General features: G+C 67.7%; 10 protein-coding genes. 4 read left to right on the top strand and 6 right to left on the bottom strand.

The window, feature by feature from the left end:
- Window positions 1-69: 69 nt before the first annotated feature.
- The 4 genes from ACTJJK_RS09630 to ACTJJK_RS09615 all read right to left on the bottom strand — a co-directional run bounded on the left by ACTJJK_RS09630 (window position 70) and on the right by ACTJJK_RS09615 (window position 5,546).
- Complete coding sequence (locus tag ACTJJK_RS09630) at window positions 70-1,899, bottom strand: DUF885 domain-containing protein (RefSeq protein ID WP_440730069.1); 1,830 nt, start codon at window positions 1,897-1,899, stop codon at window positions 70-72.
- Between the two features lie 175 nt (window positions 1,900-2,074).
- Window positions 2,075-2,491, bottom strand: coding sequence for a cytochrome c oxidase assembly factor Coa1 family protein (locus tag ACTJJK_RS09625; RefSeq protein ID WP_031371246.1), 417 nt, complete (start codon window positions 2,489-2,491; stop codon window positions 2,075-2,077).
- 33 nt (window positions 2,492-2,524) lie between these two features.
- A complete protein-coding gene (locus tag ACTJJK_RS09620; protein ID WP_440730085.1) occupies window positions 2,525-4,750 on the bottom strand; it encodes a S9 family peptidase in 2,226 nt (741 codons plus the stop codon).
- Window positions 4,751-4,835: 85 nt separating this feature from the next.
- Window positions 4,836-5,546 carry a glutathione binding-like protein gene (locus ACTJJK_RS09615; protein ID WP_031371244.1) on the bottom strand — a complete coding sequence of 237 codons (711 nt, stop codon included), beginning with the start codon at window positions 5,544-5,546 and terminating at the stop codon, window positions 4,836-4,838.
- 205 nt (window positions 5,547-5,751) lie between these two features.
- Here ACTJJK_RS09615 and ACTJJK_RS09610 point away from each other — a divergent pair, with 205 nt between their 5' ends.
- Window positions 5,752-6,396 (top strand): TIGR00645 family protein, encoded by a 645-nt coding sequence (locus ACTJJK_RS09610; RefSeq protein ID WP_031371243.1) that lies wholly within the window; start codon window positions 5,752-5,754, stop codon window positions 6,394-6,396.
- 25 nt (window positions 6,397-6,421) lie between these two features.
- On the opposite strand, the gene ACTJJK_RS09605 is transcribed toward ACTJJK_RS09610, so the two are convergent.
- A complete protein-coding gene (locus ACTJJK_RS09605; protein WP_440730068.1) occupies window positions 6,422-7,435 on the bottom strand; it encodes a hypothetical protein in 1,014 nt (337 codons plus the stop codon).
- Window positions 7,436-7,499: 64 nt separating this feature from the next.
- On the opposite strand from ACTJJK_RS09605, the gene uvrD reads away from it, so the two are divergent.
- Both uvrD and ACTJJK_RS09595 read left to right on the top strand, forming a co-directional pair.
- Window positions 7,500-9,680 carry a DNA helicase II gene (gene uvrD / locus ACTJJK_RS09600; protein WP_440730067.1) on the top strand — a complete coding sequence of 727 codons (2,181 nt, stop codon included), beginning with the start codon at window positions 7,500-7,502 and terminating at the stop codon, window positions 9,678-9,680.
- Between the two features lie 339 nt (window positions 9,681-10,019).
- Window positions 10,020-10,439, top strand: a complete 420-nt coding sequence (locus tag ACTJJK_RS09595; RefSeq protein WP_440730066.1) for a hypothetical protein — start codon at window positions 10,020-10,022, stop codon at window positions 10,437-10,439.
- 112 nt (window positions 10,440-10,551) lie between these two features.
- Here the strand turns inward: ACTJJK_RS09595 and ACTJJK_RS09590 are convergent, their stop codons facing one another.
- Complete coding sequence (locus ACTJJK_RS09590; RefSeq protein ID WP_440730065.1) at window positions 10,552-11,148, bottom strand: hypothetical protein; 597 nt, start codon at window positions 11,146-11,148, stop codon at window positions 10,552-10,554.
- Between the two features lie 185 nt (window positions 11,149-11,333).
- Here ACTJJK_RS09590 and ACTJJK_RS09585 point away from each other — a divergent pair, with 185 nt between their 5' ends.
- A complete protein-coding gene (locus ACTJJK_RS09585) occupies window positions 11,334-13,418 on the top strand; it encodes a prolyl oligopeptidase family serine peptidase (protein ID WP_440730064.1) in 2,085 nt (694 codons plus the stop codon).
- Window positions 13,419-13,562 lie beyond the last annotated feature (144 nt).

Genomic DNA, 13,562 nt, shown 5'->3' with positions numbered 1-13,562 from the left:
GGAGCGATCCGCGGCCTCGTCGTTTGTTGCGAAGGCGACCGGCGCAGCGCCGGATAACGCGGTTTCGCCTCAGCGCTTGTCTTTCTGCGCCGGCACGAAGTCTTCGCGCACCGCCTTGCCGAGCAAGTCCGGCGGCAGCAGGCCCTGGTCGAGCAGGTAGTTGTTGAACTTGAGCCGGTCGAAGCGATCGCCGAGCGCCAGTTCGGTTTCCATGCGCAGTTCCAGGATGCGGCTGTAGCCGTAGAAATAGCTGCCGGCCTGGCCCGGCGCGCGGAACATGTAGCGGTCGAGCTCCTGCTTGGTCATCGCTTCCGACAGGCCGACCTGTTCGGACAGCACGCGGCCGGCGCTGGCGCGGTCGGTGAGGCCGAGGTTGAGCATCGGGTCGAGGATCGCGCGCGCTGCGCGCAGCAGGCGGAACTGCAGCGCGATCAACTGCCCGTCGAGCGGCTCGTACGGCACCATCTCGGCTTCGGCGTACAGCGCCCAGCCTTCGACGTTGACCGAGTTGAAGGCGAACATCGAACGCGCCAGCGAGATGCCGCGTTCGACCATGGCGGTGAACTGCAGCTCATGGCCCGGGCGGCCCTCATGCGCGGACAGGGTCCAGGCCACCGACTCGTAGTTGAAGTCGTCGTACTGCAGGGACTTGCCGTCCGGGCTCGGCACCGACAGCGGCAGCACGAACTGGCCTTGCTGACCGGTATTGCCGACCAACGGCGCCGGCAGGAAGTGCGGCGCCGGCTGCGCCGCCGACTCGGCCTCGCTGCCCAGGCGCATCACCATCGGCCGCTGCGGCACGTCGACGATCTGCTGCTTGCGGATGATCGGGTCGATCGCGTCGATGACCTTGCGGTAGCGCGGTTCGAGCTGATCGTTGGGGATGGTGTCGCGCTTGAGCGCGCGCATCACCTGCACATAGTCCTGCGGGTCGGCGACCTTGAGGCCCTTGGCCTGTGCCACCAGCGGCGCGAGCTGGGCCATCGCGGCCCGCGTTTCCATGAACTCGACCTGGGCGCGGCGGATCAGCAATTGCGGATCGACGTCGATGCCGAATTGCTTGAGCGAGTAGGCGTACAACTCGGGCGGCAGGCGCGCGTCGCTGCGCGCCTTCGGCATCACCGTGCTGCGGGTCCACTGGCCGTATTCGCGCAACTGGGTTTCCATCGCCTTCAGCGCCGGCTCGGCGCCTTTGATCTGGTACTTCTCGAACAGCTTGCGGATGCCGGCGGCGTAGGTATCGACGTTGCCGAGCGCCTGCTCGACTTCGAGCTTGGTCGGCTGCAATAGATTCGTGTCGCCGAGGCGCTCCTCGTAGCGCTGGCGCGCGAGCACGGTCAGCGGTTCGCTGCCCGGCGCCAGGCCGACATAGGCGTTCAGGCGCGCGAGCGCGCTGGCGCGGCGCTCGGCCGGCGCCTGGTCGGACAGCAGCGCCTGCATGCCCGAGAACACCGTTTGCGGCGCATCGAACCACGGCAGCACCAGGCGCTCGTTGAGCGCGCTGCCTTCGATGTTGTCCTCGGCGGCCTGGATCATGATCTGCAGGTCCTGGCGCACGTCGGCGTTGCGCTCGACTTCGAGCTTGCCCTGCAGTCCGCGCTTGGCCTCGGCCATCGCCGCGCGGAAGCGCTTGCCGACCTCGGGCTTGAGGTCGCTGACCTTGTCGTCGTAGCCGGGCACGCCGAAGAACGACATCTGCTCGGGCGCGAATTGTCCCTGCGCCTGGATCAGGATCTTGGCGTATTCGTTGCTCTGCGCGACCCAGGCCGGTACCGGCTTGGCCGCGGTTTGCGGCGCGGAGGCCGGGACCGGCTTGGCTGCGCCTTGCGGGGCGGAGCCGGCGAAGGCGAGAGTGGGCGCGGACAGCGCCAGGGCGACGGCGAGAACGAGCGGCTTCATGAGGTGGCTCACTGGGTTGAAGCGGCCAGCATCGGCGCGACGGCCCCCGGAGCCAAGCGCCGAAGGTCATGCGGCGCGCGAATGCCTTGAACGAGGCATCTCGAATGCAGCGCCTTGCGAGGGGCTCGGCATCGAAGCGCCGCCGCGCGATGGCGGCGGCACTTCGACACGGCGGTCACAGCAGATCGATCGAGGTCTTGTTCGCGTCGAGGTTCACGCGCATCACTTCATAGCGCCAGGCGCCCTGCTCGTTGACGGCTTCGATCTGAACGTCGCCCTTGCCCTTCGGGCCTTGCACGAAGATGAACAGCTTGGCCACGCCCTGATCCTTCGGCTCGACCGCGCCGAGCACGAACCTGTCCTCGAGCGGTTCGCCGAGCGCGGCTTTCACCTCGGGATTCGCACGGGCCCGCTCCATCGCCTCCATGAAGGGCGGCGTGTACCTCATCGAATCCATGACCGAATACGTCATCCATGCGCCGATCGCCACGCTCAGCGTAAACAACACGCCCAAGGCCAGCAGCAGGGTCAGGATCCAGTGACGCTGTACCCAGGGCTTGCGGTAGGGCGCGGCGGGGCGGGAGGCATTCATGGCAGGGCATCCATTCGGTGGGCGTCAGTGCGCTCAGGGCTTGAGGCAGCGATCGAAGAAATCTTCGGTAAGGCGCAGGCGGTGCAGGTTGTCGCGGCCGCGCAGGCCGTGCTTGGCGCCCGGGTAGGTCATCAATTCGAACGGCTGGCCGCGTTGTTGCAGGGCGCTCATCAGCACGGTCGAGTTGGTGAACAAGACGTTGTCGTCGGCCATGCCGTGGATCAGCAGCAGCTTCGAGGTCAGGCCGTCGATGTGTTCGAGCACGCGGCCCTCGCGATAGCCTTCGACGTTGCCCTTCGGCAGGCCCATGTAGCGCTCGGTGTAGTGAGTGTCGTACAGGCCCCAGTCGGTGACCGGTGCGCCGGCGACGCCGCAGGCGTAGCGGTCGCTGGCCTTGGCCAGCAGCATCAGGGTCATGTAGCCGCCGTTCGACCAACCGTAGACGCCGATCTTGTTGCCGTCGACCCAAGGCTGCGACTTCAACCAGTCGACGCCCTTGAGCTGATCGGCGACCTCCACGGTCCCCTGCTTGCCGTACAGTGCGCCGCCGAAGGCCGCGCCGCGCCGCGGCGTGCCGCGGTTGTCGATCGAGAACACCACGTAGCCGCGCTGGGCCAGGTACTGGTTGAAGTCCGGCGACCAGGCGCGCTTGACCGTCTGGGTGGCCGGGCCACCGTAGACGTAGACCACCACCGGATAGCGCTTGCCCGGGTCGAACCCGGTCGGCTTGATCAGGCTGTAATGCAGGGCCGTCTTGCCGTCGGCGGCGGGAATCGTGCCGTATTCGATCGGGCGCTGCGCGGCGCGGTAGGGCGCGAACGGATGCGCAGCGTCGTCGAGGTTGTTGTCGATCAGCGCGGCGATACGGGTGCCGTCGTTGCGGTACAGCTCCAGTTGCGGCGGCGTCTGCGGGTTCGACCAGGCGTCGACGTAGACATTGGCCTTATGGGCGAAGCTGGCCGAGTGATAGCCATCGGTCTTGGACAGGCGTTCGATCGGGCCGCCGGCGAGGGCGACGCGATAGACCTGGCTGTCGAGCGGCGAGTCCTTGCCGGCGGCGAAATAGACTTGGCCGGCGTCTTCGTCGACCGCGAGCACGCTGTCGACCGGCCAGTCGCCCGAGGTCAGCGCGGTCGCCTTGCCGTCGTCGCTCAGCAGATACAGGTGCTCGTAGCCGCTGCGTTCACTGTTCCACAGCAGGCGGCCGTCCTTGAGGAAGCGCAGGTCGTTGTGCAGCGGCACCCAGGTCTTGGAGCGCTCGCTGACCAGGGTGCGCTGTTTGCCGTCGCCGAGGTCGGTTTCGATCAACTCCAGCAGGTGCTGGTCGCGCGACTGGCGTTGGAAGGTCAGGTGCTGGGCATCGCGCCAATCGACGCGGGCCAGGTAGATGTCCGGGTTCTTGCCGAGGTCGATCTCGCGCGGCGCGGCCTGGCTTCCGATCGCGGCGACCAGCAGGCGCACGCCGACGTTGGCGTCGCCGGCGGCCGGGTAGCGTTGCTCGACCACGTCGGTGCGATCGGGATACACCTCGTAACGCTTCTGCACCGGCACCGGCGATTCGTCGATGCGCGCATAGGCGATGGCGCTGTCGTCGGGCGCCCACCAGTAACCGGTGTGGCGGTCCATTTCCTCGTCGGCGACGAATTCGGCGACGCCGTTGCCGATGGTGTCGCTGCCGTCGCGGGTGAGCTGGCTCGCCTTGCCGTCGGCCAGGTCGATCACCCACAGGTTGCGGTCACGGACGAAGCTGACGTAGCCGCCCTTCGGCGACAGCTTGGGGTCGGTGGCGAAGCCTTCGCCGTGGGTGAGCTTGCGCACCGCGGCCTTGCCCGACTTGCCCAGGTCGTACAGATACAGCTCGCCGCCGAGCGGGAACAGCAGGCGCTTGCCGTCCGGCGACCACTGGTAGTCGACGATGCCCGACAGCGCGGCGATGCGTTGGCGTTCGCGGCGCGCCTTCTCGGCGTCGCTGAGCACTTCCGCGCCGGGCAGCACGTCGTCGGAATCGACCAGCAATTCGGTCTTGCCGCTGGCGATGTCGTAGGCCCACAGGTCGAGGCGGTTCTTGTCGCGCTGCTTGCCGCGCAGGAAGCCGACCTTGCTGCCGTCGGGCGCGATCTTCGGCTTGACCAGGCTCGGCCCCGACAAGGGCGCATCGCCGGTCAGGGCTTCCAGGGTCAGCTGGCCCGGCGCCGGCACGCTGTGCGCGGCATCGGGCGTGGCGGCGAGGGCGAAGCTGGGCGTGGCGATGATCGACATGGCGAGCAGGCAGAAAGCGAGGCGGCGGGGCAGGCGGTTGTTCATGCGGGCGATGGTTCCGGAGCGTGGCCTCGACGGCGAGGCATCAGGTGATGGGGGCCGGCGTGCCGAACAGATGGCGGCGCATCTCGTCGGTCATCGTACGGTCGGCACGGTAGGCCTTGCCCATCTCGTAGACGCGCCCGAACGCCGGCCGCGACGACAGCGCGTCGTGCCAGCGCTGCACATTCGGATAACGGCTCAGGTCGACGTAATGCCATTCGTGCTCGCGGGTCCAGGGGTAACAGGCGAAATCGGCGATGCTGAGTGTATCGGCGGCGACGAATTCGCGCCCGGCCAGGCGCCGGTCGAGCACGCCGTACAGGCGCTCGGTCTCGCGCTGGTAGCGGTCGATCGCGTAGGGCACTTTTTCCGGCGCGTAGCGGTTGAAGTGATGGTTCTGGCCCAGCATGGGGCCGTAGCCGCCGACCTGCCAGAACAGCCATTCCTCCACTTCGACCCGGCCGCGCAGGTCCTGGGGCAGGAACAAACCGGTCTTGGCCGCCAGATACTGCAAGATCGCGCCGGACTCGAACACGCTGATCGGCGCGCCGCCATCCGCCGGGGCATGGTCGACGATCGCCGGCATGCGGTTGTTCGGCGAGATGCGCAGGAACTCGGGCTTGAACTGGTCGCCGGCGCCGATGTCGACCGGCTTGATCGCATAGTCGAGCCCGGCCCCGGCCTGCTGGGCCTCTTCCAGGAACAGGGTGATCTTGTGGCCGTTCGGGGTCGGCCAGTAATAAAGGTCGATCATCGGCAACTCCGCGTCGAAAGGCCGCAGTGTAAGCGTGGCCCCGCGGCCGCGGCGGCCTTGCCGATGGAATGGCGTGTGCCGGCCGCGCCCAGTCGCAGCCAGGCCTGCGCCCGCTGCAGCTGAACCCTCGGGCCGGCCCGACGTGGCGGCGTCATCCGCGCCCGGCTACTCTTGGGCCCTATATCGCTTCAGTTACGGGCTTCGCATGACCGATCCAAAGAGCAACCGACTCAATCCCCTGCCGGCGCTGATCTTCAGCTCGCGCTGGCTGCAGCTGCCGCTTTACCTGGGCCTGATCGTCGCCCAGGGCGTGTACGTCTTCCAGTTCGTCAAGGAACTGATCCACCTGGTCCACGACGCGGCGACGCTGACCGAGCAGGGGATCATGCTGATCGTGCTAGGCCTGATCGACGTGGTGATGATCTCCAACCTGCTGGTGATGGTGATCGTCGGCGGCTACGAGACCTTCGTCTCGCGCCTGCGCCTGGAAGGCCATCCCGACCAGCCGGAATGGCTGAGCCACGTCAATGCGAGCGTGCTCAAGGTCAAGTTGGCGATGGCGATCATCGGCATCTCCTCGATCCATCTGCTCAAGACCTTCATCGGTGCCGGCAGCCTCGGCCTGCCCTTGTGCGGCACGCCCGAAGCCTTCGCAGCCGCGCAGGCCGCCGCGCTCGCGACCGCCAACGGCGTGGCCAACGCGACCGCGCGTTGCTCGGACCTGACCTCCGAAGGCGTGATGTGGCAGGCGCTGATCCATTTCCTGTTCATCGTCTCGGCGATCGGCATCGCCTGGACCGACAAGCTGATGAGCACCACGGTGCAGAAGCCGGGCAAGTCCGCGCACTGAGCCCGGCGACGACGCGGCCGTCCGCTCAGCGCGCGGCGGCCGCGCGCGGTTGCATGATCGCGCGCCGCAGCCGCACGGCGTCGGCGCGATCGGAAAAACGCAGGCGGCCGTCCTGTTTGTCCAGCCCGAGGGCGCGATACGCGTTCTGCGTCGGCGGGAACTCGCGCATCGCCGCATAACGGCGGAACAGCGCCGTGAACACCTTGCCGCCGCCGAGCCGGTCGAGTTCGGCGATGAATTCCTCCGGTGTGGCTTCGCTGTCGCTGCCCAGGCAGCAGCGCGAATAGCGCGACAGCACCGTATCCAGGTCGAGGCGGCGTTCGCGCCGCAGCGCCAGGTCGGCTTCGAGCCAGAACATCGCCCCGCCCCAATAGATGCGCATGGTGCTGGCGCGGCTCCAGCCGATCTCGCCGAGCGGCATGCCGGCACCGCTGTTGCGGCCGCGCGCGAAGCCGGCATCGAGCCGGCGCCAGGCCTCGTCGCCGTCGAGCTGGCCGGCGCGTGCGCGCAACACGTTCTGGTAATAGCTCGCCAAGCCCTCGGCGAGCCAGCGGCCGTCTTCGCCGAGATAAGGATGGAACAGGTGCGAGAGCTCGTGCACGGCGGTCCAGTCGTCGCGCAGCTCGTCGATGCCGGCGTCCGGGCGCACGTACAGCAGCACCGAGACACCGTCGTCGCGCCGGGTCTGGCCCCAGGGCACCGGGCTGGGATCGCCGCGGCGGCCGCTCTGGCCGGGGCTGCCTCGACCCGTGCCGCGACTTTGCCGGATCAGCACTTTGGCCTCTCGCAGCGGCAGGCGGCCGTAGGCGGTCAGGGCGGCGTCGGCGCATTCGGCGAGCCAGCGCTGAAGCTCGTCGACGCGCTCGCGGTCGGCTACGCCCTCGACGATCACCCGCAGGCGCGTATCGCCGACGCGGATCACCCGTTCATTGTCTTGAGCAACGTCTTGGTCTTGGGCAACGGCCGGCGCCGCGCCCGCCCCACAGGCGAGCAGGGCGCAGACGAGCAGGGTCGGCAACGACGGCAGGCGGGCGGCCATGGCCTGCATTGGAACGCGATGCGCTGCGAAGGTTCCCGAATCCATCGCAGCTACAATAGCCGGCATGGACGTATCGCATTTGCTCGACGCACTCAATCCCGCCCAGCGCGAAGCCGTTTCGGCACCTCCCGGCCATTACCTCGTGCTCGCCGGCGCCGGCAGCGGCAAGACCCGCGTGCTGACCCACCGCATCGCCTGGATCAACGAAGTCTTCGGCGTGCCGACCCACGGCATCCTCGCAGTGACCTTCACCAACAAGGCCGCCGGCGAAATGCGCGGCCGCGTCGATGCGCAGTTGCGCCACGGCGCGCGCGGCATGTGGATCGGCACCTTCCACGGCCTGGCCCACCGCCTGCTGCGCCTGCATTGGCAGGAGGCCAAACTGCCGGAAGGCTTCCAGGTGCTCGACAGCGACGACCAACTGCGCTTGGTCAAGCGCGTGGTGCAGGCGCTGGAGCTCGACGAGACCCGCTTCCCGCCGCGCCAGATCGTGTGGTGGATCAACGCCCAGAAGGACGAAGGCCGGCGGCCGCGCAACATCCAGCCGGCCGGCGACGAGTGGGCCGATGTGATGCTGCGTTGCTACGAGGCCTACCAGGAGCGCTGCGAACGCGCCGGCCTGGTCGACTTCGCCGAACTGCTGCTGCGCGCGCACGAACTGCTGCGCGACAACGCCGCGCTGCTCGCGCATTACCGCAACCGCTTCCGCGAGATTCTGGTCGACGAGTTCCAGGACACCAACGCGATCCAGTACGCCTTCGTGCGGGTGCTCGCCGGCGACTCCGGCCGCGTGTTCGTGGTCGGCGACGACGACCAGGCCATTTACGGCTGGCGCGGCGCCAAGGTCGAGAACGTGCAGCGCTTCCTGCGCGATTTCCCCGGCGCCAGCACCATCCGTCTGGAACAGAATTACCGCTCCAGCGCCAACATCCTCGACGCCGCCAACGCGGTCATCGCCCACAACCCCGACCGCCTCGGCAAGAAGCTGTGGACCGATACCGGCCACGGCGAAGCGATCGACCTGTACGCGGCCTACAACGAGATGGACGAGGCGCGCTTCGTGGTCGAGCGCCTGCGCCAGTGGGTGCGCGACGGCGGCAGCTACGGCGACGTCGCCGTGCTCTACCGCAGCAACGCGCAATCGCGTGCCTACGAAGAGGCCCTGCTGTCCGAACAAGTGCCGTACCGGGTCTACGGCGGCCAGCGTTTCTTCGAGCGCGCCGAGATCAAGGACACCCTGGCTTATCTGCGCATGATCGCCAACCGCGCCGACGACGCGGCGTTCGAGCGCGCGGTCAACACGCCGACCCGCGGCATCGGCGAGCGCACCCTCGACGAGGTGCGCAAGCGCGCCCGCGCCGATGCGGTCTCGCTGTGGGAGGCGGCGCGGCGGATCTCGCAGGAGAACGGGCTCGCCGCGCGCGCCCGCAACGCCCTGGCCGGGTTCGCGCTGTTGATCGACACGCTCGAAAGCGATGTGGTCGAGATGCCGCTGCCGGAGAAGATCGATCACATCCTGCAGCGTTCGGGTCTGCGCGAGCACTACGCCAACGAATCGCGCGGCCAGCTCGATTCGCGCACCGACAACCTCGACGAACTGGTCTCGGTGGCCTCGCGCTTCACCCGCACCGACGAAGACGAAGCCGCGGCGATGCCGGAGCTGATCGCTTTCCTCAGCTACGCCGCGCTAGAGGCCGGCGAAGGCCAGGCCCAGGCCGGCGAGGACGGCGTGCAGTTGATGACCCTGCACAGCGCCAAGGGCCTGGAGTTTCCGTTGGTGTTCCTCGGCGGCCTGGAAGAAGGCCTGTTCCCGAGCGGGCGTTCGACCGAGGAGTCCGGCCGCTTGGAGGAAGAGCGCCGCCTGGCCTATGTCGGCATCACCCGTGCACGCGAGAAGCTGGTGCTCAGCTATGCCGAGACCCGGCGTATCCACGGCATGGACATGTTCGGGGTGCCCTCGCGCTTCCTGCGCGAGATTCCGCCGGCCCTGCTCAACGAAGTGCGGCCGAAGGTGCAGGTGTCGCGTCCGGTGTACGGCGCCGGCCCGCGCCGTGCCGACTACGGCCATGCCGCGATCGAGGCGCCGCCGGTCAAGCTCGGCTCGCAGGTGCGCCATGCCAACTTCGGCACCGGCACGGTGACCGACTACGAAGGCACCGGCACGCATGCGCGGGTGCAGGTCAACTTCGACGACGCCGGCAGCAAGTGGCTGGTGTTGGCCTATGCGAACCTGCAGCCACTCTAGCTAAACGTTCGACGCGCCAATAAAGAAGCGAGACTCTCTCAGGCCGCATCCCCACGATGAGTTGCCGGCCCGGAGTCTTCGTTTCGGCGCAGCCGAATACCCAGGGCTTCACCGAGGCATTACTCTGAAGTCTCTGGATCCCCGCCTTCGCGGGGATGACGGCAGGCAAGATCGCCGCGATTCCTTCAGATCGTCATCCCCGCGAAGGCGGGGATCCAGGGTTTTCCGCCGAATGACTCCGAAGTCTTTGCGCCCCGGCCAGGGCGTACAGTTCGGATGCGGGGATGACGGTTCAAAGCCACCGTCCATCGAACCAACGCTCAAGCAATGGAGTGCACGATGAAAAGAAACACGGTCGGATTTCTGCTGAGCCTGTCGGCGCTGTCGATCGCGGTGTTCGTATTCCGCGACATCTATCTGTTCTCCAAGGTCTCGATCCGACCGGACTGGGCGCAGTTCCTGCCTACTTGGCTGGGCGTGTCGGATTTCATCGGCCTACTGTGTCTGGCGCCTGCGGCTCTGATGCCGGAGCGTCTGAAGTCGGTCGCGGCGGCCCTGGCGAAGTGCGTCTTTCTGGCGCCGCTACCGGTCTTGATCGTCTACTCGAACGATCACGCCCATTCCGGCCTGTGGATGAATCTGCTGTTCAACTACGGCTGGGTCGGCCTGCATTGCCTGATCCCGGCGGTGATGCTGTTCGTCGTGCGCGGCATCGTCGACGGCTCGCGCGCGCTGGCGAAGCGCGCATCCAGTCGCTGACCGCAATCTCCGCAGCACTGTTCCCCCCTTAGAAGAGGGGGCAGGGGGAGTGCTCTCGCGACGGCATCCGGTCGGCGATCGTCGGCCTGGTATCGCTTCGTCTAGCGCCGCTTCAGCGCGTGGCGTCGCCTGGGGCCGCGCGTGGCGCGTCGGCGAGCTTGAACGATTTCAGCAGCAGGTCGAAGCCGGGCTGGGTCTGCGGCAGATCTTCGTCGGCGCTCTGGGTGATCAGGAACGCGGTGCGGTGGGCGCCGGTGATCTTGCGGTACTCGCGCCGGTGCGGAACTTTAACCCCGCCCAGGCTCAGCGTGTAGTGCTCGCGGATCGTGCCCTCGGCGAAGGCAGAGCGGTCGAAGCGGCTGTGTCCATTCATTACCGACGGTGTCGCCTTGTCGGCCTCGGCGGAGAAGTCGCGGGCGAAGTCTTCCAGTTCCGCGGTCGTGTCGGCCTGCACGATGGCGACGAACATCGCCGCGCCCGGGCTCTCCACGATCATGTAGTGGACGGCGTCGACGCGCTTGTCCTCGGCCATGCTCCAGTTGCCGGGGATGCTCATGTGCACGCCGAGGCGGTCGTAGCTGAGTGGTCGCGAGACGTCGGCGGCGGGTTCGCCGCAGGCGCACAACGCGACGGCGCAGGCGCCGGCCAGCCACCAACGATATGAGCACCAACGGGACAACAACGAACGCAGCGCGGATTCGCGAGCCATCGACATCTTCCCTGAGTGTCGCCACCCCTGTGGACACGGCGCTCACCCTAGCAGCTCGCCGCCGATTCCTCGCCTGCCGTTGGTCTTGCGACGCAGAGCCCGGCGGACACGACCAACGACACTGGGAGGCGGCCGCGATGCCGGCCTAGGCTGCGGTTCATTCGTCTATCGAAAGGGGCCCGCCGATGTCCTTGCGTTTCGTCCTTGCCGCCGCGCTTGCCGTCGGCGCGCTGCCGGCTACCGCCGCCGACCTGCACGCTGACCCGCGCAATCTGCAACCGACCGATCTGTTCGATCTGGAGTGGGCCGATCAACCCGCGCTGTCGCCGGACGGGCGCCGCATCGTCTATCAGCGCAAGTTCTTCGACCGGATGAAGGACCGCCGCCGCAGCAATCTGTGGCTGGTCGATGCCGGCAGCGGCCAGCAGCGGCCGCTGACCAGCGGCGCGGCCAGCGACGGCGCCGCGGTGTGGTCGCCGTCGGGCGATCGCATCGCCTGGGTGTCCGATCGCGACGGTTCGACCCAGCTCTGGGTGCGCTGGATGGACAGCGGCCAGCAATCGCCGATCAGCCGCCTGAGCGAAGGCCCGAGCGGTTTGACCTGGTCGCCGGACGGGCGCTGGCTGGCCTTCACCATGCACGTCGCCGCCGACACTACGCCGCTGGCGAAGTTGCCGGCCAAGCCCAAGGGCGCGGAGTGGGCCGAGGACGTCAAGCTCATCGACAAGATGAACTACCGCGCCGACGGCGCCGGTTACCTCAAGCCCGGCTACGAACACGTGTTCGTGATGCCGGCCGACGGCGGCACGCCGCGCCAGGTCACCCAGGGCGATTTCCAGCACGGTTCGACCCTGGCCTGGAGCCACGACGGCCGCTCGCTGTTCGTCGAGTCCAATCACCGCGACGATTACGAGTACCACCCGATCGAGAGCGAGATCTACCGCGTCGACGTCGCCACCGGCGCCGCGGTCGCGCTGACCGACCGCAAGGGCCCCGACCGCGCGCCGGTGTTGTCGCCGGACGGGCGCAAGATCGCCTACCTCGGCTACGACGACCGCAAGCGCAGTTATCAGATCGCGCATCTGTATGTGCTCGATCTCGACAGCGGCGTTTCGCGCGCTTTGACCGAGGGCTTCGACTACGACATCGAAAGCCCGCAATGGGACCGCAACGGCCGCGGGCTTTACTTCGGTTACGACCGCGACGGTGTCAGCCACCTGGGTTGGATCGCCGCGAGCGGCGGCAAGGTCGAACCGGTGACCGGCGAGGTCGGCGGCACGGCGGTCGGACGGCCCTATCCCGGCGGCAGTTTCTCGGTCGCCGCCGGCCGCGTCGCCTACACCCACGGCACCGCCGCGCGCATGGCCGACGTGGCGGTGGTCGAACGCGGCGCCAAGCCACGCGTGCTGACCGAGCTCAATGCCGACTCGCTGGCGCGCAAGCGTCTGGGCGAGGTCGAGACCTTGTGGACGAAGTCTTCGGCCGACGGGCTCGATGTGCAGGGCTGGATCGTCAAGCCGCCGCAGTTCCAGCCGGGCAAGCGCTATCCGCTGCTGCTGGAGATCCACGGCGGCCCCTATCAGAACTACGGCCCGCGCTTCGCCGTCGAAACCCAACTGTATGCCGCCGCCGGTTACGTCGTGCTGTACGTCAACCCGCGCGGCAGCACCAGCTACGGCCAGGCCTTCGCCGACCACATCCACCAGAATTATCCGAGCCACGACTACGACGACCTGATGAGCGCGGTCGATGCGACCATCGCCAAGGGCTATGTCGACCCGCAGCAGTTGTTCGTGACCGGCGGTTCCGGCGGCGGCGTGCTGACCGCGTGGATCGTCGGCCACACCGACCGTTTCCGCGCCGCCGTGGTCGCCAAGCCGGTGATCAACTGGACCAGCTTCGCCCTGACCTCGGACGGGCCGTCCTACGTCACCCAGCACTGGTTCCCGAGCGGGCCGTGGGAGGCGCAGGAGTTGTACTGGAGGCTGTCGCCGCTGGCCCACGTCGGCAAGGTCGTCACCCCGACCATGCTGATCACCGGCGAGAACGACTACCGCACGCCGATCTCCGAGACCGAGCAGTACTACACGGCGCTGAAGCTGCGTCGCGTCGACAGCGCGATGATCCGCATCCCCGGGGCGTCGCACGGCATCGGTGCGCGCCCGAGCGAGACCTTGGCGCAGGTGCTCAACACCCTGGAGTGGTTCGAGCGCTATCGCAACAAAGCGGCGGCCGATACCGCCGCAGGCTCAGCCGGAAACGGCCGCTAAGATTCCACCCTCATGCTATTCCCCTTCGAGATCTCCCACGCCGTCCCCCCTTTGCAAAAGGGGGGCAGGGGGATTTGCTTTCGCTCGCGGACTCGAACAGTCAGCGTCGCCCAAGCAAATCCCCCGCGCTACGACTCGCATCGG

The organism is Lysobacter sp. 22409 (genome assembly GCF_052045105.1).
GTDB classification, from domain to species: Bacteria; Pseudomonadota; Gammaproteobacteria; order Xanthomonadales; family Xanthomonadaceae; genus Lysobacter; species Lysobacter antibioticus_B.
The sequence above is the reverse complement of the archived record's forward strand: the minus strand, read 5'-3'. Positions and strand labels throughout refer to the sequence as shown.